Raw genomic sequence first — 20,734 nt, 5'->3', positions numbered from 1 at the left:
TTGTATCTGAGAGGGAGACCAGCTTCGGCAAATGCACTTTTCACATCCGTCCTGTGTCTTGCGCCGTGCGTGGCAGACCGTTGGAAAGGCTGGGTAGAAAACGACTGGAGCTTTGGTCGCCAAGGGCCAGGCCATCTGCTTTAGCCTTGATGTGCAAAAGAGCAGCCTGATGTGTCGAAAAATTTACCCACTTTCAAGCAGCTTCCAATTCCCATGTCGCCCATCCAATAAAGTGGCAAAGTCGTTGGTCGGCATTCTCTCTCTGCAACCCTGCGGTTGAACTTTTTGCATTCTGCTGAAACTGTGCGCAGAAGAAGAAGGATGGGGTCTGCGCCGTGTATATTCTCAGATCTCTCGGGCCGGCCGTTTCCCGCGTTTCACCGATTGAAGCGGCTCGTGCGGGTCTGGGCGCTCTTGTCGGTCTTGGGCTGACGGGACTGTTCCTTTTGACTCCGGGTTCCGATCTGGATTTGGGTCTTTATCTTGTAGCACCCTTCGGAGCGACCTCTGTCTTGCTCTTTGCTGTCCCAAATAGCCCGCTCGCGCAGCCTTGGTCCGCCGTTGTCGGCAATACGGTGGCGGCCCTTGTCGGCGTGGCTGTTTGCATGACAATCGCAGACCCGGAGCTACGCGTTGCGCTTGCAGTTGGGCTTGCCATTGCCGCAACAATCCTGTGCCGGGCGCTTCATCCGCCGGCAGGAGCCGTCGCCATGACGGCCGCATTGAATCCCGAGGCCATCGCGCAATTGGGGTTCTGGTTTGCGCTTGCACCGATTGCGGTCGGAACCTGTGTCCTTGTCATCCTTGCGACAGTCTATGCCCGGATCACCGGACGTCGCTATCCATTCCGGCAATTCGACGATCCGAGCAATAATCAATCGGAAGAAAAGAACCCCTCAGAGCGCCTTGGCCTGTCCGAAGAAGAACTTGCAGGTATTCTGGAGCGCTACCGACACTCCTTCAATCTGGGGGTCGAGGATCTGGCACGCCTGATCAGCGCGGCGGAACTGCAGGCGGCAACACACGTGACCGCCCCTTTGACGGCAAAAGATGTCATGTCCTCCAGTCTGATCACAGTGGGTCCCGAAACGGCGCTCGGAGAGGTTGCCGAGCTGTTCAAAAGGCACAGGTTCATCTCTCTTCCTGTCGTCGGAAACGACGAAAAGTTTCTGGGCGTCATTTTTCAGATGCATCTGATCAGACAGGCCCGTGAAGACGCAATCAGGTTGAAGCGCGGATATTTTTCGACACTCAATCGTTTATTGGATCGCAAAAGGGAGATGCCTGTGACTGCGGGTGACATCATGGAGGTGGCAGGCCCGCGCGTGACGACAAATTCACCCCTCGGGGTGCTGCTTCCGATGATGGCGGTTGAGGATGTCGACGCCGTCCCTGTCCTCGAATACGATCGCATCGTAGGGATTGTCACGCGGACCGACCTGATCGCCGCATTGGCACAAGCCGCTGTTCGCAGCGGTTAATCCGCAGGCAATCGGCGACGTCAAGTTCTTTGCGCATAGATCGGATGTTCAGATTTCTTCGAGTAAGACCCGATTGACGGAAGGACAATGCCTGAGAAGCCGGGGCGGAAAACCCAGCCCTGACCCTAATATCTGCGCCCTACTCCAGTATTTCGAGTTTTCGGTTCAAACAATCATGGCCATCTGCGCGCGAACGCGATCTGCTGTTTGGACAAGCGCTGCGGTCCCAGGATTTGGGGGCAGTAAGTACTGAGCCTCCCCAACTAAACTGGTCCACCGTTATGTTTAGGAAACAGAGGACCACGAATAGCAAACAAGCGACCGAAGCCCGAAGAGATTGTCTCGAAGTTTCGGAAGGTTGAAGTTCTGATGGGGCAAGGCATGTCCCGTCTCGATGCGATCAGACAGATTGGCGTTGTTGAACAAACCTATTACCGCTGGCGAAAGAAGTACGGCGGAATGGGCGTAGACCAGTTGAAAGAACTGAAACGGCTTCAGAAAGAGAACGAGCGACTGAGACGCGCGGTTTCAGATCTGACGTTGGACAAACTGATCCTGACGGAAGCCACAAAGGATGAAGGCCGTAAAGTAAATCATCCAGTGGATGATTTGCAGGCCTGAACGCGAGGCCCTACTGAGCCCCGCTCGTCGTCGTGCCTGCATCGATCATGTCCGCAGCCAGCTCAAAGTATCTGAGCGACGCGCCTGCCGCGTGCTGGGGCAACACCGGTCCACGCAGCGACGGGTCCCACAAGGTCGCGAAGACGAAGACCGGCTGGTGGCCGACATGATTGAGCTGACCCGTCAATACGGGCGATATGGCTATCGCAGGAACACAGCGCTGCTGAGAAAGGCTGGATGGTCTGTCAGTGATGGGCGGATTGAACGGCTCTGGCGGCGAGAGGGGCTGAAAGTACCAATGAAACAACCAAAGAAAGGACGGCTCTGGCTGAACGATAGGTCGTGTGTTCGGCTGAGGCCGGAGTATCGCAATCATGTATGGAGCTATGACTTCGTTCATTGCCGAACCGACGATGGCAAAGCTTTTCGGACGCTGAACATCCTTTATGAGCACAGCCGGGAGTGCCTTGCGATAAAAGTGAAGCGAAAACTGAACTCGACCGACGTGATCGATGCCCTGACGGGTCTGTTCATCCTTCGTGGCGCACCCGGTTTCATACGTTCGGATAACGGGCCGGAATTTGTCGCCCAGGCCGTCCGAGACTGGATCGCCGCCGTCGGCGCCAAGACGGCTTACATCGAACCTAGCGGCCCGTGGGAGAACGGATACTGTGAAAGTTTCAATGGCAGGTTCAGGGACGAGTTGCTCAACGGTGAGATCTTCTACAGCCTGCGCGAAGCTCAAATTCTTATCGAACAATGGAGGAGACACTACAACACAAAACGCCCCCACAATGCTCTGGGCTATCGCCCGCCAGCGCCCGAAACCATCGTCCCGATGGATCACAGGCCGATGATGCACTAACAATCAACTTGGACCAGTCAGATGAGGCTGCTCAAACATAGATCAACAGCCCTTACAATAGATACCTGTTGTCAGGTGAAATGAGCGGCGGTTCTGTCCCGCACCGTGCAGTTTCACGGCTTCAATATTCGCTGCACCTTGCATGAATGGCCGAGATCTTCGCTGCAGCGCAGACCGGTTTTCCATGCCGGTGCAGAATTGTTCTACCACTTTGCTCGTTCAGCACATTTTTAACAGATCCGGTACGGGCTCAGCACCGGCCAAAGCCGCATGAGAAACAGATACCGGCTTTGGAATGGCGAACGGCTGGACTGTTCGGCAAGGTGGCTCAAATATCGATGCGCTCAGCGATGCTCAGGGTGTCTTCCAATTCGACGCCGAGATAGCGAACAGTGCCTTCAACCTTAGTATGGCCGAGCAACAGTTGCACCGCACGGATGTTACCGGTCTTTCGATATATCTTTGCTGCCTTTGTCCGGCAGAGCGTGTGCGTGCCGTACCCGCTCGGTTCTAGGCCAATCGCAGTTACCCAGTCTCAAACAAGCCGTCCATACTGGCGGGTTGAGATGTGTGGGCGGTCATGGAACCGGCTGGGGAACATGAAACGGCACGCAAACAACTCGGGTAATTTAACCCAGGCCAAGACGGTTTCGCGCGTGTTTACCGTCGGCTCAAACTGGACTGGTCGCTTGGTCTTTCTCAGGCTTGGGAGCCTTGTCGAATTGGCTGAGCCTGATTGGTGCGCCACAATACGTTTCGTAAAAACGTCCGCTATTGTGGATGAAGCTGCATCGGTCTCTGTCATAACCGATTTGCCTGCGAACGATCATAGCAAACATAGCTTCGCCTACTTGGGCAGCACGACCAAGCGGTTGTGTTTTCATTGAGTGTCAAATCACTTTGATCCCTTTTCGCCGAATGACTCGATCTACCTTTTTTTCGAACTCTTCGATTTCGCGGACCAGCCATTGTTTGAATTTAAGTTCACTTGCCGACAACTTACGCCCCGAAGGGCGGCAGATCGCATAACGTTCGGTGCTACGCGAACCGATTTTAAAGGGGGCGATCAAACGCCCGGTTTCGATGGAATGAAGACACAAGAAACTATCGCCAATGGTTATTCCGGCATCTGAAAGCGCGGCTGAAAGGCATAGGGAGGTTTCATTGAAGCTGGTAAAGGCGGCAGATTCTCCGGGGCTTCCAATGCCAGCTTTTTCAAACCATTGGTCCCAGGGGTTGTAGTTTTTGTCGAGCAGGAAGCGCGCATCTTGATACTGACCACCGTCGCTTATGTGTCTTGCGGCATATTCCGGTGTACAGAGGGGGATGTCGATCCAGTCGCACAGAAACTCCTCTGTAAGATCCGTAGATTCAAAACTTCCTTGTGGTCCGTAGAATATCCGAAAACTAAAGTCTTCTGCATTCCGCAGCCGCCCATTGCGTTCGGCGATAATCTCAACGGAAATACCGGGATGGTCGATCAGGAATGTTCCGATTTTCTCAGCAAGCCAGGATGACGCGAAATCTCTTTCGACCAGGACGCGCACGGAATCTGAACGAAGGTCGCTTTCGGTAAGGCGTTCGGTCGTTGCTGAAATCAGATCGAAAGCTTGACGAAGTCCTGCGGCCAGTTCGGCCCCCTGCGCGGTAAGGGTGACGTTGGGACCGGCGCGTGAAACCAGCTGACAGCCCGTGATCGTTTCCAATTCCTTGATCTGCTTGCTTATGGCTGGGCGTGTGACATTCAGAACGGTCGCGGCCTCGGTCAACGTGCCCGTCCGAGCAAAAAGATCAAAGGCGCGCAATGAGGTCAAAGTTGGTTTGATTTGCATGGCCTATGGTAACCTCAGGTTTCTATACGGCACAAATAGTAATTTCACCTTTGAGCATTTGCCTTCTAACGTCGCCGAAATTCATCATCGCAAAGATGATCCGACTAAGGAAGAAACCACATGAATACCCCCATAAAATTTGAAGCTAACGGACCGACAGGTTGGAAAACCACAGCTGACATACCGTTGGAGACGGCTGAGCTTCTTACTGAGCAGCCCCTTGGGTTGGATCACATTTACTTTGAGAACGAAACTCCTGGTATTCGCGCCGGCGTCTGGCGTTCCACTGCTTATACAGAGTTCTATGAATCCTATCCTTGCCACGAATTCATGTATGTCATCGAAGGCTCGGTCACACTCGAAAACGAAGAGTTCTCGGAAACCTATTCCAAGGGCGATGCCTTCCTCGTGCCCAAGGGGTTCCGGGGATACTGGAAGCAGACGGAACCCATGCTGAAATACTACGTGATGATCGACTGATCCGGCGGAGATGTGTTTGCATGAACAGTGTCCACAACAACGACGGATCAAGTGACCTCGGGTTCTATGATTACGTGATCATTGGCGCAGGTTCGGCCGGCTGTGTTCTGGCCAACCGGTTGGGCGCGGATCCCAAGCTTCGGATTCTGGTGCTGGAGGCTGGCGGCAGCGATAAATCACTGTTCGTGACGATGCCGACGGCGCTGTCGATTCCGATGAACACCAAACGCTTCAACTGGGGCATGTGGACTGAACCGGAACCCGGTTTGGACGGGCGTGTCATGAACTTGCCGCGCGGCAAAGGGTTGGGCGGGTCGTCTTCGATCAATGGGATGTGCTATGTGCGCGGCAATCCGATGGACTACGAATTGTGGTCCGCGCGCGGGGCCGAAGGCTGGCACTGGGCCAATGTCCTGCCCTATTTCCAGCGCCTTGAGAACGTAAAAGGCGGCGGTCCCTTGCGCGGCACGCAGGGTCCGATATCGGTGACACGAGGCAAGGAAAGCAATCCTCTCTATTCCGCGTTTGTCGAAGCGGGCCGCGAGGCGGGCTATGCCGTCAGCCCCAACATGAACGAGCGCCAGCATGAAGGCGTCGGCCCGATGGAAATGTCGGTCGGCGGCGGCAAACGTGCCAGTGCCGCCGTGGGCTATCTGTATCCCGCGATCAAGCGGGGCAATGTCCGTGTTCTATCTCATGCGCTTGTCGAACGCATTGTGTTTGAAGGTCGCCGGGCGGTAGGGGTCAAGTTCACCCGAAAAGGCACCTCTCAAATCGTTCGCACCACGCGGGATGTTGTCCTGAGCGCCGGTTCCATCATGTCGCCCACCATCCTCAAGCGGTCCGGGATCGGGCCACCAGAGGAACTGGACAAGCATGGGATCGAGGTGATCGCAGCGAATGATGCCGTGGGCGAAAATTTGATGGACCACCTTGAGGTCTATCTGCAGCAGGAATGCACACAGCCTGTCTCTTTGTTTCCGCATATGTCGCTGCTGGGCAAGGCGATGATCGGTGCGCGCTGGCTTTTGACTAAGGGGGGACTTGGGGCCACCAACCACTTTGAAAGCGGTGGGCACATACGCAGTCGGGCCGGGATCATCTATCCCGATATCCAGTACCATTTCCTGCCGTTGGCAATTTCCTATGACGGCAAGTCCCTGGCTGATGGCCACGGATTCCAGGTCCATGTCGGAACCAAGCGTTCAAAAAGCCGGGGTTGGGTCCGACTGCGCAGCGCGGACCCCTCAGAACCGCCGCGCGTGCGTTTCAACTATATGACTCACGAAGACGACTGGCTGGAAATGCGCGCCTGCATCCGCCTGACCCGTGAGATCTTTGCCCAACCGGCCTTTGCCCCGTATCGGGGCAGGGAAATCGCACCGGGGGATGACCACCAAAGCGATGCGTGCATCGACCAGTTCATCAAGGAAAAGGTCGAGAGCGCCTATCACCCCTGCGGGACGTGCCGAATGGGGACGGACGACGGCGCGGTCGTCGATCCGCTGACCATGCGGGTCAAAGGTGTGGATGGCCTTCGTCTTGTAGACAGTTCGGTCATGCCGCAGGCGACCGCGGGGGATCTGAATGCCCCCACGCTCATGCTGGCGGAACGGGCTGCTGATCTGATCCTCGGGCAAACGCTGGGTGAAGCTACAGACGCGCCGTTGCTGGCCGATCCAAATTGGAGCACCCGCCAGCGTTCGCCGGACATCAGCCATGATTATGCCAACGAACGCGAGAGTTTGCGCGCAGCGCTTTTGGAAACCACAAACTGAACACTCTCAGGGAGGAGAATACGTGAAACAAAGTGTCAAAGAACTGAAAACCGCGCTGGTCCTGTCGGCTGCAATGCTGGCCGCATCTATGGCAACTGCCGAGGTTGAATCCGAAGAACCAATCAAAATTGCGGTCAATGAATGGACAGGACAGCACCTGTCAGCCAACATTGCAGCGGAACTTTTGAGGAAAAAGGGCTACAACGTCGAGCTGGTGACCGCAGGCGGTCTGCCACAGTTTACCGCGCTGGCCCAGAATGAGCTGCATTTCAATCCCGAGGTTTGGGACAATTCCATCACAGACGTTTACACCGACGGTCTGGCATCAGGTGCGATTGTCGACATGGGAGAACTGGGCCTCATCCCCCGAGAAGGTTGGATGTACCCTGACTACATGGCTGAAAAGTGCCCCGGCCTACCCGACTATCAGGCGCTCTTCGACTGTGCGCAGGCGTTCGCCACAGCCGAGACATTCCCCGATGGCCGGTTGATCACTTACCCGGCGGACTGGGGCACCCGTTCCAAGTCCGTTGCCGAAGGGATTGGCCTGCCTTTCGTACCGGTCCCCGGCGGTTCCGAAGGTGCAATGGTGGCCGAACTGAAAAGCGCACTGGCGTCCAAAGACCCTATTCTGATGATGTTCTGGCAACCGCATTGGATCTTTGCCGAAGTTGATATGAATTGGGTTGAGTGGAACCCGATTGACGGAGAGTGCGTCGAAGAAGACCAGCAGCGCGAGACAGCCTGCGGGTTCGCTCAGGCTTCGGTCAAGAAAATCGCCTCCAATTCGCTGGCGAAAACCTGGCCCGGAGCGGCGGCGCTTCTTGAGCAGTTCGCTCTGACGAACGAAGATCAAAACGCAATGATCTTTGCCGTAGATCAGGACGGCAGACCGCTGGAAGTGGTTGTTCAGGAATGGATCACGAACAACGAAGACCAATGGTCGGTCTGGATTAACTAAGTCGTTCAGATGCCTTTGACGCTCGGCACAGGGTGCCGGGCGTTAACAATATGAGAGGATCTGCTGTGGGACAGCACGAGTCACCAGAGGAACGCGCGGTAAAGCTTTCCTGTCGCAATCTGTGGAAGGTCTATGGCCCCCGGCCGCAATACTACTTTGACACCTCCGGCTATCAGATAGATCGTGATGCACTGGCTGACCGCATGCGGTCCGAAGTCCATGTTCCAGCAGCCATAGACGTCAGTTTCGATGTCCATGTGGGCGAGATCTTCGTGATTATGGGCCTGTCGGGTTCGGGCAAGTCGACGGTCGTTCGCTGTCTGTCCAGGCTGGTTGATGCCAGCTATGGCGAAGTCCTGTTGGACGGAGAGAACCTGCTGGCGAAATCCGACCGAGAGTTGATCGACATCCGCCGCCACAAGATGGGCATGGTTTTTCAGAACTTTGGGCTTCTGCCGCATCTGACGGTTCTTGAAAACGTAGCCTTTCCGCTGAAACTTCAGGGGATGCCGCTTGCTGAACAGCTTGAACATGCCCAGCGTGTCATCAAGTTGGTCGATCTCGAAGGGCGTGAGTCAAGCTTTCCCGGCCAATTGTCAGGCGGGCAGCAACAACGGGTTGGCATCGCGCGCTCGCTTGCGGTTGAGCCGGATGTCTGGTTTCTGGATGAACCGTTTTCGGCGTTGGATCCTTTGATCCGACGACAAATGCAGGATGAATTTCTGCGTATTCAGAAGATGATGCACAAATCCATCGTCTTCATCACTCATGATTTTCTTGAAGCGCTGCGCATCGCTGACCGCATGGCGATCATGCGTGATGGCAAGGTGGTACAGATTGGAACGCCTGAAGATCTGATACTGAATCCCGCCGATGACTATGTCGCACAATTCACTAGCGAAGTTCCCCGTATCCGTGTCATGCGGGCCGAAGCCTGCGTGGTCCCACCCGAAGGCGACATCGGCGACCTGCCGCATGTTCCGGGCGCGATGGTGGCCGAAGCCCTCATCACGGAACTTGTCCGCAGCCCCAAGGGGGTGGTTGTCGATGGGGCCGACGGAGGTGTTCTTGGCGTCGTGACGCCTGCTTCACTCATGAAAACACTCGCCGCTTCCTCAGGGGAGGTGTGAAATGCCCAGCGATATTGCGATAACGAGCAATCCGGGCAAATTGCAAAAACAACCCTTTGGATGGCCAGCAGTCATTGTGTTTTCGCTGCTCTGTGTCCTTCTTATGGGGCAAGTGCCCTGGATTGCGAAATTCCCTGGCGCGCTGGAACTGCCGATCACGGATGTCCTGAATGTCATCATGGATTGGGTGGTGGCCAATTTCGAACCCTTCTTCAAAGTGATCACGTTGCTTTTCACCTATCCCATGGACTGGGTGCGTGCCTTGCTGCATTGGCTGCCATGGAGCGCCTTCGTCGCGGCGATAACAATGATCGGCTACAGGGCGGGCGGGCGCGATCTGGCAGTGTTTACGGTGCTCAGCCTGATTTATGTGCTGTGCGTTGGCCTGTGGGAAGAAGCGATGAATTCCTTTGCTCTTGTCTTCATCTCGGTTCCGATGGCCGTTCTGGTCGGCTTTGCTCTTGGGGTGTGGGGCTATGCCTCAACTCGAGCCGAGCGCGTCATCATCCCGCTGCTGGATATTTCTCAGACTATTCCAGCCTTTGCTTATCTATTGCCGATCCTCCTGCTGTTTGGTTTCGGGCCGGTTGTTGGTCTGGTCGCCTCTATTCTGTTCGCCTTCCCGCCCATGGTGCGGAATACCATTCTGGGGCTGCGCGGCGTGCCCTCCGATATCATCGAGTCCGGCCTCATGTCCGGCGCCACCCCAGGCCAGCTGTTCTGGCGCGTGCGGTTCCCGACTGCGTTGCGGCAGATTCTGATCGGGATCAACCAGACCACCATGGCATCGCTTTCGATGGTAATCATTGCTTCGATCATCGGCGGCACCGCCGACATCGGCTGGGAGGTTCTGTCGACCATGCGCAAAGCGCAGTTTGGTGAAAGTCTGGTGGCCGGTATCGTGATTGCCCTGATGGCGATGATCCTGGATCGGATCACTTTTGGTCTGGCCGAGCGCGAAGGTGTGACGCTGACCCGGAAAACAACGTTGCAGCGATACGCCTTTCCACTGCGTCTGATCGGGGTCGTGGTTTTGGCTCTGGCTGTGGCGCAGGTCGTTCCGTTTCTGGCGCAATGGCCTGAAACTTGGCAGTTTGATCTGGCGGAACCACTTAATCGCGCGATCACATGGTTCATAATCAACCTCAAACCCTTGGTGGACGCGGTCAAGAATGCCAGCCTCTTCTTTGTTATGCTGCCCCTGAAAATTGGTTTCGACAAAACGGTCAGCCCGTTCACCTGGGGGTTCGCTATGACAATCTGGCACACAGTGGCCTATGTCGCGTTGCTGGTCTTCGGCACCGCGTGGCTCTGGCAGCGGAAGCGTCCGGGTCTGGCCGTGACGGTCCCGTTGGGTGGGCTGCTGTTCTATATCGGGTTGACGGATATGCCCTGGCTGGCGCTGATCGCCATCCTCACCTATTTCGCCTATCGTCTGGGAGGGGGCCGACTTGCAGCCGGAACCCTGCTTGGGCTTACCTTTCTTCTGGTGTCGGGCAGCTGGGACAAGGCAATGCTGTCGCTTTATCTCTGCTCGATCGCAGTGGGTCTTTCCTTTGTCATCGGGGCATTGCTTGGTGCGGCGGCGGCGCAGTATGACTGGTTCTCGCGCATCATGCGGCCTGTCAACGACACGCTACAGACAATGCCACCCTTTGTGCTGCTGATCCCCATTGTCATGGTGTTCAAGATCGGAGAGTTCACCGCGCTTCTGGCCATTGTTTCTTACGCCTTTGTGCCGGCATTCCGCTACACGGAACACGGGCTTCGGCATGTGCCTAAAACCGTGACGGAAGCCGCAACCAGTCTGGGCACAACACGCGTACAGATGTTGTTTCTGGTCAAGCTGCCGCTGGCCCTGCCAAACATCATGCTGGGGCTGAACCAGTCGATCATGTTTGGCATCGCAATGCTGGTCATTGCGGCACTGGTCGGGACAAACGGGCTGGGACAAGAGGTCTATATCGGTCTTTCTGCCGGTAATTTTGGTCAGGGCTTAGTGGCCGGGATAGGAATGGCCGTCATCGCGATCACGGCGGACCGGTTTTGCCAAGCCTGGCAGCGCAAATACCAAAATCATTTTGTAAATGGATAAGCCATGAAACTGATCTATTCAGACGATCATCGCGATCATGCCGGTGCCAAGGAAATGCGCTATGACCAGATGATACCCATGTCGGAAAGCCCCGAGCGCATGAATATGATCATGACCGCGCTTGCCGAAGCCGGGTTCACGGATGTCATCCCGCCAGCCACCTATGGGCTGGACGTGGCGCATCAGGTTCATGACCCTGCTTTCGTCAGCTTTCTGGAACGCTGTTATCCGCTATGGGAAGACGAATTCGGCACCGGCGGTTTTGCCACTGCCTATACCTTTGGGATGCGCGGGATGGATCAGGTGCCGAACGCCTCGGTGCATTCGATGCTCAGCTGCTATACGTTCGACGTATGTGTGCCCTTTGTCAAAGGGACATGGCAGGCGATCCGGTCCGCCAAGGATATTGCCCTGACAGGGGTTGATCTGATCCAAGATGGAGAACAAGCCGTGTTTTCCATTTGCCGTCCGCCCGGGCACCACGCCTCGCAGGATATGGCAGGCGGCTATTGCTATCTCAACAATGCTGCGATCGCCGCGCAGGCGCACCGCAACAAGGGGGCCAAGCGTGTGGCGATCCTGGACATCGACTATCACCACGGGAATGGGACGCAGGCCATCTTCTATGACCGGGCCGATGTGTTCTTTGCGTCGCTCCACTGTCGGCCGGAGGACGAGTACCCCTTTTTGATGGGCTATGACACCGAGACCGGTTTCGGTCCGGGCAAGGGGTATAATTTGAATCTTCCGATGCCGCGTGGAACCGATTTCCGCGCTTGGAGCAAAGCGTTGGAAATCGCGCTACACAGGACCCGCAACTATGCCCCCGATGTGCTTGTGATTTCCCTCGGAGTGGACAGTTTCGCGGGCGATCCCGTTGGCGGATTCGAACTGCACAGCCCGGATTACATCGAAATCGGGCGCCAGATCCGGGCTCTGGACCTTTCCACACAGTTTATCATGGAAGGCGGATACGCGATGGAGGCTTTGGGCACAAATGTCGCCAATGTCATAAAAGGGTACTCCCATTAGAGATTGGTAACCGGAAAGGCATTCAGGGATCCACGACAGTCGATTGATAATGCATGACTGTGCCGTCCCTGTGTTCCGATTTGTCAATCAGATGAATGAACGGGATGATCTTCCCTTTTTTGACCAACCAAGGGTTCTGTCGCAAACCTTTTAGAAGACAGAGCATCAGTGGAGTTGGTGAGCAGTTTATCCTGCCAGTTGGGCGAATTGCTGAAACGGTTGGAGCCCGGGTGTGAATTGACCTTTGCGGATCATGTTGATCAGTTCTGTGCCTGCCAGGGCAGATGCGGCTGAAGCGAAAGATTTGAATCCCAGCATGGGTCTGATCCGGTTCCGTTGCAAAGATTTCAGCCAGGCGAGCTACTTCAGTGATCGCACCAGCGTTAATATGCTAGCCTAGCGAATTGTTGGAACGGACAGAGTCCGCGCGTGTGTTGCCCTTGCGGATCATGTGCGCGACTTCGATCCCGACCAGAGTTGCTGCGGCCGAGATATAGGACTTGAAGCCAAGCATCGGACGGGTTCGCCTATTGGTGAAGCTGTGATCTTGTTCCATGATGTTATTGAGGTATTTGCGCCTGACCATATCGATCGGGATCGGGCAGCCAAACCCCTTTAACATCTTGTTAATGGCCTTGATGCCAACGGTGCTTGCGCCACTTTTGTCGATGACTATCTTTCGCGGTAGGCCGTTGAGCTACAGCATCCGGGCGAAGAATTTCGTGGCAGCTGGTTTGTTGCGCCGCTCGGACAGCATGACATCAAGTGTTTTTTCGTGTTTGTCGACGGCACAGTAGAGATAGACCCACGCGGCTTTCACTTTGATGTAAGTCTCGCCCATTCTCCTCGAGGAATCACATGGTCCTTTGCGTCGACGCACGACTTCGGCAATGGCGCCTGAGTATTGCGTTACCCAACGGTTCAGCGTGGTGTGATCCACGGAAACACCGCGCTCACCCATGATTTTCGCCAGGTCACGGTATGAAACACCTTATCGAACGTAGAAGAACACCGCGAACAGGATCACGTCCTTCGGATATTGCGCGCCTTTGAAAGAGATCATGGACCGACCCTGGTCGTGAAACTCATTGCCCGTGATGTGCATCACGCCTTTGCGCAGGTGGTGATCCTGAAGCACGGCAAGATCCGGGGCGCTGTTCGCCTTGGGCTTGAGCGTGAACACATCCTGAAAAGTTCAGAACGGCTGAACAGGGCGCAAATTAAAAGCGGAGCAACCTGCTCAGTCGCAGGCCGCAGTGACGATCATCTCAACCTTGAGCACATCACGCGCCAGCTTGGCCTCGCCACAGGCACGGGCCGGGGCGTGACCTTGCGGTACCCAAGCATCCCAAACGTCATTCATCTCGGCGAAATCCGCCATGTCTGCCAGCCAGATCACGCATTGCAGGATGCGGGTCTTGTCGCTGCCGGCCTTGGTCAACAGGTCCTCGACCTTGGCCAGAATCTCGCGGGTTTGATCCGCAGCTGTTGTGGCATCCGAGGTTTGGCCACACAGATAAGCGACGCCGTTGTGCTTGACGATCTTGCTCATGCGTTGGCCGGTTTCGATGCGGGTGATTGTCATGTCGGTTATCTCCATTACAGGACCTTGCGGTCAAATCGGTCTATGCGGAAGGGCGATAGATTGAAGCGGCTTTGGCCACCGGTCACCAGATCCGCCAGAACCTGCCCCACAACAGGTCCCATCTGAAATCCATGCGCTGAAAACCCGAATGCGTGGAATGCACGCGGGGCATTTGCGGCCGGGCCGATCACGGGCAGATTGTCGGGCATATAAGCCTCCAACCCGGCCCACATCCGGTTGATACTGGCCTTGCGCATAATCGGAAAAAACTCGGTTGTAGTGCGGCACGCAGCAGCAAGTTTGGCATAGTCCAGCCGTGTGCGATTATTGTCGCGATCAGCGAACCCCTTGGCGCCACCGCCAATGAGGACGGTACCGTTTTCAAACTGTTTGAAGCTCAGCTGTCGGCTGATCGCCCCAACGACAGGCTTGGCGAAATGCGGCATCCGGGCGGTGATCATCAACATCGGTGCGGCATGGCTGAGGGGAACGTTATCACCGATCATCAGAGCGATTTTATCCGCCCAGGCCCCGGCGCAATTGACGACGGTTTTGGCCTCAAACCTGTGCCGGGTGCCCTGCGCCAGCCACACATCGCCCACGCGGCGGAGGCACCTAACCTCTTCGCCTTCGATCACCAGAGCGCCATAGTTTTTTGCCGCCAGGCGAAACGCAGATGTTGCCTTGAAGGGGATCGCATACCCGTCCAGCTCCGAGATCACGCCGCCAACGCAATTGGGATTCACATGAGGCAATCGTTCCCTGAGTTCAACCTGATCGATGATCCGTTCATGCGTATATCCTGCGTCATACATCTTGACCTCGCGGGCCTTCGCACTCGCCAGATCTGCCTCATCCACCGCGATATTCACCAGTGTCTGGCGCCGAAATCCGGTATCGTGACCCAACTCTTCATCCAGTGTCTGCCACATCTCCATAGATGCTTTGGACAAAGGGACTTCAGCCAAATCCCGGCCCAGCAGCCGCACTCCGCCCGCGTTGACGCCCGAAGCATGCCGACCGGAGTAATCCTTTTCGACCACAATAACTGAGGCACCCTTGCGGGCCAGATGGTACGCGGTTGCACAACCCTGAATACCCCCGCCGATAATCAGAACATCCGCCTTCATTCCGCAGCCTCCGCCGGAACCGTGTCGTATCGGCCCAGCTCATCCAGGGTCAACAAGCGTTGCGGGCTGCGCAGGCGGTAATATCCAACCGCTTCGGGGCTTTCCTCACGCCACTTTGCCAATAGGCCAGTCACGGCATGGCCACATTGCCTTCCCTGGCACGGCCCCATTCCACATCGGGTCAGGGATTTCAGCGCATTCGAGTCCCGCGCGCCTTGTTCGAACCCCGCTCGCAAATCGCCCAAAGACTGTTCTTCGCAACGACACACCAGAGTGTCGGGATCGCGCGGCAATCTCAGCGCCTCGGTTGGGCGGTACAGGCGGTCGATGAACCGGCGAAACGGTTTCAGGGCGGACAAGAAATTCAGATCAGCGTGCGCTTTTTGATCCCTGTCCGTCTGGGAAATTCGGCCAAGGTGAACCAAAATGTTCTGAGCAGCCACACGCCCAGCAGCGCAGGCGGCATCAGCACCTGCAATCCCAGCCCCATCGCCAGCAACCGAAACATGCGCAACCGAACTCTGGCAGAAATCGTCAACAGTGACCTGCCAACACATCTGCTCGCTGTTCCAATGATGATCCAACCCCATTGCTCGGGTCATGTTCAGATTGGGTTGAACGCCGTGATGCAGGAATACGGTATCGGCCAAGATCTCACGCCGCTGACCCGATGACACAAATCGCAGCCCAGAGGCTTTTTCATCGCCGATCACCTCCAGATTTTCGGCATGTCGGTAGGTGGCAACACCCGAAACGTGGATTTCCCGCAACAAAGACAAGCCCTTGCGAAATTGTCCGACCTGCCGTAGGGCGCGCGGCATAAGAAGCGCGGCATCAATGTAATGTTGTCGCGGAGTCGTATCGACCAGAGCGGCCACAGACACGCCGAGGCGCAGATACTGTGCCACAATCAAGTACAACAGCGGTCCCGATCCAGCAAAGACAGCCCTGTCTGCTACAACTGCGTCCGACTTCAGCATCACTTGCGCTGCACCAGCGGTCATGACACCGGGCAAGGTCCAGCCCGGGATCGGCATGGGCCGCTCCATTGCCCCGGGGCACAACAACATTTCCCGGCAGTGCAACTCACGTGTTTCGCCCTGATATGAGAACAGAATACGGCCATCATCCCCCAGATGCCATGCATCGGCACCGGCAAGATGTGTCGCGCGGGATTGTTCAAAGCGAGTGATCAGATCAGCACCTGCCGCATATTCCGGCCCCAGGGGTGCTGCATCCGGCAAGGGACTATCTGCCGCAGAGCGATAGATCTGCCCCCCTGCCCGTTCAGCCCGGTCCAGCACAACCACATCAATTCCAGCCCGCGCCAATTCAATGGCGGCTGACATTCCGGCCGGGCCAGCCCCAATGATCGCACAATCAAAAGCTTTCATCAGTTGCCTCGGTGTCTTCGGTAATGTCTTGTGTCATAACGCTCATCCCGTCCACGACCCGACGCAGGCAGGCTTGCTGATTGGGAAGCCCATCAATTTCGACCATGCATTCGAAACAGACGCCCATGGCGCAATAAGCACTGCGCTCGTCACCCGACAGGGCCGCCTTACGGGTCACAATCTGACCGGCCACGGCCATCGCGGACCAGACAGACTGACCTTTGCGCGCGGTTAACGGCTGACCATTAACGACCAGCGTCACCAGATCGTGGTCATTGTCTTGCAAGGATCTGAACATAAGCTGATCTCCGTGGGTTGGCCGGGCAAGGCACGGGGAGAGGCGCGCCTTGCCCGACCGCAGGGTCTGATCGGTTATTCGCCGATTTTGTCGAGGATGGACTGACCCCAATCCTGCCCCACGTCCTCCAGGACCTGAGGCCAGACCTGCGCACGTACATGAGCAGCGGTGGCAGCAAGCTCTTCGTCCGTCAGCGAGACGATGGTTGCGCCATTGTCGGCCAGCTTTTGCTCGAACGCGGCCTGATCGGCCTCAGCGGTTTCCCAGCGCTTAGCTTCGAACGCCAGCGCCGCGGATTCCAGAGCAGCCCGATCTTCATCACTCAAATCGGCCAATGTGCCCGAGTTGATGATCATGTACCAAACTTCAAAATGCGTGTTCACTGGCACATACGACGTCGTCACATCACGAAACGAGGCATAATAGCCTTCAGCGCCCGAACCGACGACACCGTCAACAACACCGGTCTGCACGGCAGTAAACGCTTCCGAGAACGGAATGGGCGACGAGATATAGCCCAGAGCGTCTGCAGTCAGCTGGAAGCTCTTGATACCGGGTACACGGACCTTGATCCCCTTGGCGGCCGTCGGATCACCTGGGTTCACCGCGTCGGTATTCAAGGCAACGCCGCCGAAATACACCGGATAGGCGGCCAGCATGGTGATGTCCTGCTTCGCATAAAGATCCTTCATCGCCGAATGGATCGCGCCGCCGGGGCCATAGATCTTTTTCGCTTCGTCCCAGTTTGCCGCAACATAGGGGAAAGCCGAGATCTGCATACGGCGATCAACCGCTGTGGCGGCGGGCTGCACGGCCATGTCGATGGCACCAACCGAAATACGCTCTTGCACAGACGTGTAGTCCCCCAGAGCAGATGCCGGGAACAGGTTCAGTTCCAGAGAGCCGTCCGTGGCAGCCTTCAGCTCCTCAGCGAAAGCACGCAGTTCATTGTCGATTGTCGCGCCCTGAGGTCGGATATGGCTGATCTTCAGCGTGTCGGCGGCAGCGATGCCTGCAGTTGCGACAACGGCCGCAGCCAGGCAGGTGGATTTCAGAAAGTTCATCATGGATAAGTCTCCTCCGTGAATGATGAAGTGGTCGGCTTAGTAGCCAAAGAAGCGAGGCAGCCACATCGACAGGTCAGGCCAGAAACTGGTCAGGAAGACGACAGGCAGATATCCCAGCAGGATCAGGGTCATGGCCGGGCGGATCACCTTGGTGACCGGCACCTGGCCGATGCGTGCACCCAGATAAAGGATCGAGGCATAGGGCGGGGTCACGCCGCCCATGGCGGTATTCACACCCATGATCGCGGCAAACTGGATCGGGCTGACGCCGATGGCCTGCATCAGCGGCAGCAACAGCGGCGCGATCAGGATGATGGCGGTGACATCATTCACGACCATTCCGACGAGGAACAACAGGATGTTGATCAACACCAGCAGCAGGGCTTTGTTTTCGGTCACTGAAAAGATCGCCTGCACGATGGCCTGAGGGACGCTTTCCAGAACAAACATCTGGCTGAGGATCATCGAGAACAAGATCATCAGCATGATCGCACCGACCGAGGTCGCAGCCTCTTTGCCCGCACCGAAAAAGGTTTTGATGTCCAGCCCCTTGTAAATCAGGAAACCTACCGGGATCGCATAGATCACAGCTACGGCGGCAGCCTCGGTCGGTGTCATGATACCGCCATAGATACCACCCAGAATGATCACCGGCATCAACAACGCGGGCGTGGCCTTAAGACCGAGCGAGGTCGCCTCGGATACAAAGGCCTTCCCTTTCGGCGGCTCATTCAGCTGTAGGGGAAATTTGCGGGCCATGCGGATGTTGACCGCCGAAAAGCTGGCCATGATCAGCAGACCGGGACCCAATGTAGCAAGGAAGCAGGCCAGAATTGAGGTGTCTGTCACCCAGCCATAGACGATCATGGTTACCGAGGGCGGGATCAGCAGACCCAACAGCGAGGCGTTGGCAATAAGCGCCGTCGCGTATTCGCGGGGATAGCCTTGTTTCTCCATCTCGGGGATCAGCAAAGGGCCAATTGCTGCGACGCCAGTCAGGCCCGAACCCGATATGGCTCCAATGAGGGCGCAGGACACTGTAGCGACCACTCCCAGACCGCCCCGCAGGTGACCGATGAATATATTGACGAAATTCAGAAGGCTGGCAGCGATGCCTGAGACGGACATGATTGTCCCGGCCAGAACAAACAGCGGAATGGCCAGTAGCACCGGGTTGCCCAACTGCTGGAACCCCCACAGCATATTGCCCTTCATGACCACGTCTCCGGCGAAATACATCACCATCAGACCCGCACCGAAACAATAGGGCAGCGGTACGCCCAAGGTCAGCAGGATAACCAGGATCAATACAGCAAAAAGCGCAATCTCGATCATTTCAGACCTCCTTCCACGGCAGGTTCGGCAAGGGGGGAAAACAGTGCGCGCAGGTGCATAAGCAGATGCCAAGCGGTGAAGATCATCATCAGAACCAACCCGACAAACAAAGCGACATCGACATAAAAGGTCGGCAGATACAATGTCGGGCTCTCACGCCAGACCCGCATCGAATATTTGGTGAAATCCCAGGCCCAGGTGGTCAACCAGATGCCAACGATCAGGCTGATGACTTCACCTATAACCGCCAGAACCTGATGCTGACGTTCTGTGGTCAGAAAGATCTCCAGCACATTGGCGCGGATATGCGTGTTCTCGCGCGACGCGTTGACCGCCCCCAGCATGTACAGCCACAACGTTGGGTAAAGCAGGCTTTCTTCCAGCCCCATGACGGGGATCTCCAGCACATAGCGCGTGATCACCTGCACAAATTGCCCAAGAGCAACAAGGCAAATCAGAACCGTCAGCAGGACACTTGAAAAACGTGTCATTTCCCCCTCCATCACGGCGAATACAGGCAGCGCATTCATGATGGGAAAAATCAGGGGTACGGATTATTAAGTCAAAACGATTAAATTGATCTTTAAATAAAGTTACTTTATGTGGCGATGAAAAGTTAAGGATTAACAAAGGCAAATGAATCTCAGCTTCCGCCAATTACAGGCCTTCCGCGAAGTCATGCGAACAGGATCAGTGTCTGAAGCGGCCCGAATCCTCGGGCGGACTCAGCCAGCCGTCAGCGCACTGATTGCAAATCTCGAAGCCGAACTGGACATCGCCCTATTCCGGCGGCAGCGCGGGAAAATGGCCCCTACGCCGGAAGCCCAGTACTTCATCACCGAGGCTGAAGCGATCCTGGATCGCCTTTCGCTTTCAACCCGGACAATGCGCGAAATCGGAGCGCTGACGAAAGGGCGACTGAACATAGCCTGCATGCCGGCGGCCAGCAGCCTGTTGATGCCGCAGCTACTGGGTGAGTTTCTGCTGGACAAACCAGACGTAAAGGCGTCACTGATGATGCGTGCCTCACCCGTTATCGAGGAATGGATAGCCTCTCAGCAATATGACATTGGACTGGGTGAGACACCTAAAGCCACAGCAGCGATTGATACTGTCGATTTCGACATGAGATGCGTTTGCGCAATCCCAGCAGATGACCCACTGACTGAATTGGCCAAGGTAGAAGCCCACCATCTGTCGGGCCTTCCGATGGCCGGGCTGCAAGAAGGGCATCCAAATCTGATCGCAACTCAGAGGGCATTCGCCAGCCAAAAAGCCAGTTTTGACCAACGGTTCGAGCTTAGAACTTTTAACCCGGCTCTAACTTTGGTGGAAAAGGGGCTTTGTTACTGTATCTGCGATCCAATTACCGCAGCCGGATATGTCAACATGCGGTCTGAACCCAGGCCGGTCGTTTTTCGAGCATTCCATCCACATGTCATACTAAACGTCTCAATCATGCGACCAGCACATCGTCCCCCATCCGCATTGGCGAGTGAGTTTATCCGGCGACTGGAGACTGCTCTTCAAGCAATAAACCGGCAGTTTTAAGACATTCTGCGGCGCGCAAAACTGCTCTCTGAGTACTTTCCGCGCGCTCAACGTCATCGATGAGTACAGCCGGGAGTGCTTGGCGATCCGTGTGGACCG

General features: G+C 56.1%; 16 protein-coding genes and 4 pseudogenes. 9 read left to right on the top strand and 11 right to left on the bottom strand.

Annotated features, from left to right (window positions below; all coding sequences use genetic code 11):
* The first annotated feature begins 335 nt into the window (after window positions 1-335).
* Window positions 336-1,481, top strand: coding sequence for an HPP family protein (locus I9185_RS20050; protein WP_210093911.1), 1,146 nt, complete (start codon window positions 336-338; stop codon window positions 1,479-1,481).
* Between the two features lie 306 nt (window positions 1,482-1,787).
* Window positions 1,788-2,967: pseudogene (locus I9185_RS20045) on the top strand (IS3 family transposase).
* A 328-nt stretch (window positions 2,968-3,295) separates the two neighbouring features.
* On the opposite strand, the pseudogene I9185_RS20505 reads toward I9185_RS20045, so the two are convergent.
* Window positions 3,296-3,664 (bottom strand): annotated as a pseudogene (locus I9185_RS20505) (tyrosine-type recombinase/integrase); the annotation flags it as partial.
* A gap of 193 nt (window positions 3,665-3,857) precedes the next feature.
* Window positions 3,858-4,799: a LysR family transcriptional regulator gene (locus I9185_RS20040; RefSeq protein WP_209835586.1), complete on the bottom strand. Its 942-nt coding sequence runs from the start codon at window positions 4,797-4,799 to the stop codon at window positions 3,858-3,860.
* Between the two features lie 120 nt (window positions 4,800-4,919).
* Between I9185_RS20040 and I9185_RS20035 the strand changes: the two genes are divergently transcribed.
* The 6 genes from I9185_RS20035 to I9185_RS20010 all read left to right on the top strand — a co-directional run bounded on the left by I9185_RS20035 (window position 4,920) and on the right by I9185_RS20010 (window position 12,275).
* The gene (locus I9185_RS20035; RefSeq protein ID WP_171725136.1) at window positions 4,920-5,279 is read left to right on the top strand and encodes a cupin domain-containing protein; all 360 of its coding nucleotides are present in this window, start codon (window positions 4,920-4,922) and stop codon (window positions 5,277-5,279) included.
* 20 nt (window positions 5,280-5,299) lie between these two features.
* Entirely contained in the window at window positions 5,300-7,057 is a 1,758-nt protein-coding gene (locus tag I9185_RS20030; RefSeq protein WP_171725135.1) for a choline dehydrogenase, read from the top strand.
* Between the two features lie 22 nt (window positions 7,058-7,079).
* Window positions 7,080-8,018 carry an ABC transporter substrate-binding protein gene (locus I9185_RS20025; protein ID WP_348539756.1) on the top strand — a complete coding sequence of 313 codons (939 nt, stop codon included), beginning with the start codon at window positions 7,080-7,082 and terminating at the stop codon, window positions 8,016-8,018.
* 65 nt (window positions 8,019-8,083) lie between these two features.
* Entirely contained in the window at window positions 8,084-9,148 is a 1,065-nt protein-coding gene (locus I9185_RS20020; RefSeq protein ID WP_348539755.1) for an ATP-binding cassette domain-containing protein, read from the top strand.
* A gap of 1 nt (window position 9,149) precedes the next feature.
* Entirely contained in the window at window positions 9,150-11,243 is a 2,094-nt protein-coding gene (locus I9185_RS20015; RefSeq protein ID WP_210093909.1) for an ABC transporter permease subunit, read from the top strand.
* A gap of 3 nt (window positions 11,244-11,246) precedes the next feature.
* Window positions 11,247-12,275 (top strand): histone deacetylase family protein, encoded by a 1,029-nt coding sequence (locus I9185_RS20010; RefSeq protein WP_171725132.1) that lies wholly within the window; start codon window positions 11,247-11,249, stop codon window positions 12,273-12,275.
* Between the two features lie 186 nt (window positions 12,276-12,461).
* Here the strand turns inward: I9185_RS20010 and I9185_RS20005 are convergent.
* The 9 genes and pseudogenes from I9185_RS20005 to I9185_RS19965 form a co-directional block, all read right to left on the bottom strand.
* A pseudogene (locus I9185_RS20005) lies at window positions 12,462-12,611 on the bottom strand (IS6 family transposase); the annotation flags it as partial.
* A 47-nt stretch (window positions 12,612-12,658) separates the two neighbouring features.
* Window positions 12,659-13,338 (bottom strand): annotated as a pseudogene (locus I9185_RS20000) (IS6 family transposase).
* 177 nt (window positions 13,339-13,515) lie between these two features.
* The gene (locus I9185_RS19995; RefSeq protein ID WP_171725131.1) at window positions 13,516-13,860 is read right to left on the bottom strand and encodes a RidA family protein; all 345 of its coding nucleotides are present in this window, start codon (window positions 13,858-13,860) and stop codon (window positions 13,516-13,518) included.
* 14 nt (window positions 13,861-13,874) lie between these two features.
* Window positions 13,875-14,990 carry an FAD-binding oxidoreductase gene (locus I9185_RS19990; RefSeq protein WP_210093908.1) on the bottom strand — a complete coding sequence of 372 codons (1,116 nt, stop codon included), beginning with the start codon at window positions 14,988-14,990 and terminating at the stop codon, window positions 13,875-13,877.
* Window positions 14,987-16,384, bottom strand: coding sequence for an NAD(P)/FAD-dependent oxidoreductase (locus I9185_RS19985; protein ID WP_171725129.1), 1,398 nt, complete (start codon window positions 16,382-16,384; stop codon window positions 14,987-14,989). Before I9185_RS19985 ends, I9185_RS19990 begins: the two co-directional genes overlap by 4 nt.
* The gene (locus tag I9185_RS19980; RefSeq protein WP_171725128.1) at window positions 16,371-16,682 is read right to left on the bottom strand and encodes a (2Fe-2S)-binding protein; all 312 of its coding nucleotides are present in this window, start codon (window positions 16,680-16,682) and stop codon (window positions 16,371-16,373) included. Before I9185_RS19980 ends, I9185_RS19985 begins: the two co-directional genes overlap by 14 nt.
* Before the next feature lie 74 nt (window positions 16,683-16,756).
* On the bottom strand, window positions 16,757-17,749 hold the full coding sequence (dctP, locus tag I9185_RS19975; protein WP_171725127.1) for a TRAP transporter substrate-binding protein DctP: 993 nt from the start codon (window positions 17,747-17,749) through the stop codon (window positions 16,757-16,759).
* A 36-nt stretch (window positions 17,750-17,785) separates the two neighbouring features.
* The gene (locus I9185_RS19970) at window positions 17,786-19,084 is read right to left on the bottom strand and encodes a TRAP transporter large permease (protein ID WP_171725126.1); all 1,299 of its coding nucleotides are present in this window, start codon (window positions 19,082-19,084) and stop codon (window positions 17,786-17,788) included.
* Window positions 19,081-19,575, bottom strand: a complete 495-nt coding sequence (locus I9185_RS19965) for a TRAP transporter small permease subunit (protein WP_170745487.1) — start codon at window positions 19,573-19,575, stop codon at window positions 19,081-19,083. The genes I9185_RS19970 and I9185_RS19965 overlap by 4 nt, the downstream gene beginning before the upstream one ends.
* A 145-nt stretch (window positions 19,576-19,720) precedes the next feature.
* Between I9185_RS19965 and I9185_RS19960 the strand changes: the two genes are divergently transcribed.
* Complete coding sequence (locus tag I9185_RS19960; RefSeq protein ID WP_210093907.1) at window positions 19,721-20,635, top strand: LysR substrate-binding domain-containing protein; 915 nt, start codon at window positions 19,721-19,723, stop codon at window positions 20,633-20,635.
* Window positions 20,636-20,734: the final 99 nt, after the last annotated feature.

This window comes from Ruegeria sp. HKCCSP346, from assembly GCF_017872595.1.
In the GTDB taxonomy this organism is placed as follows: domain Bacteria; phylum Pseudomonadota; class Alphaproteobacteria; order Rhodobacterales; family Rhodobacteraceae; genus Ruegeria.
The sequence above is the reverse complement of the archived record's forward strand: the minus strand, read 5'-3'. Positions and strand labels throughout refer to the sequence as shown.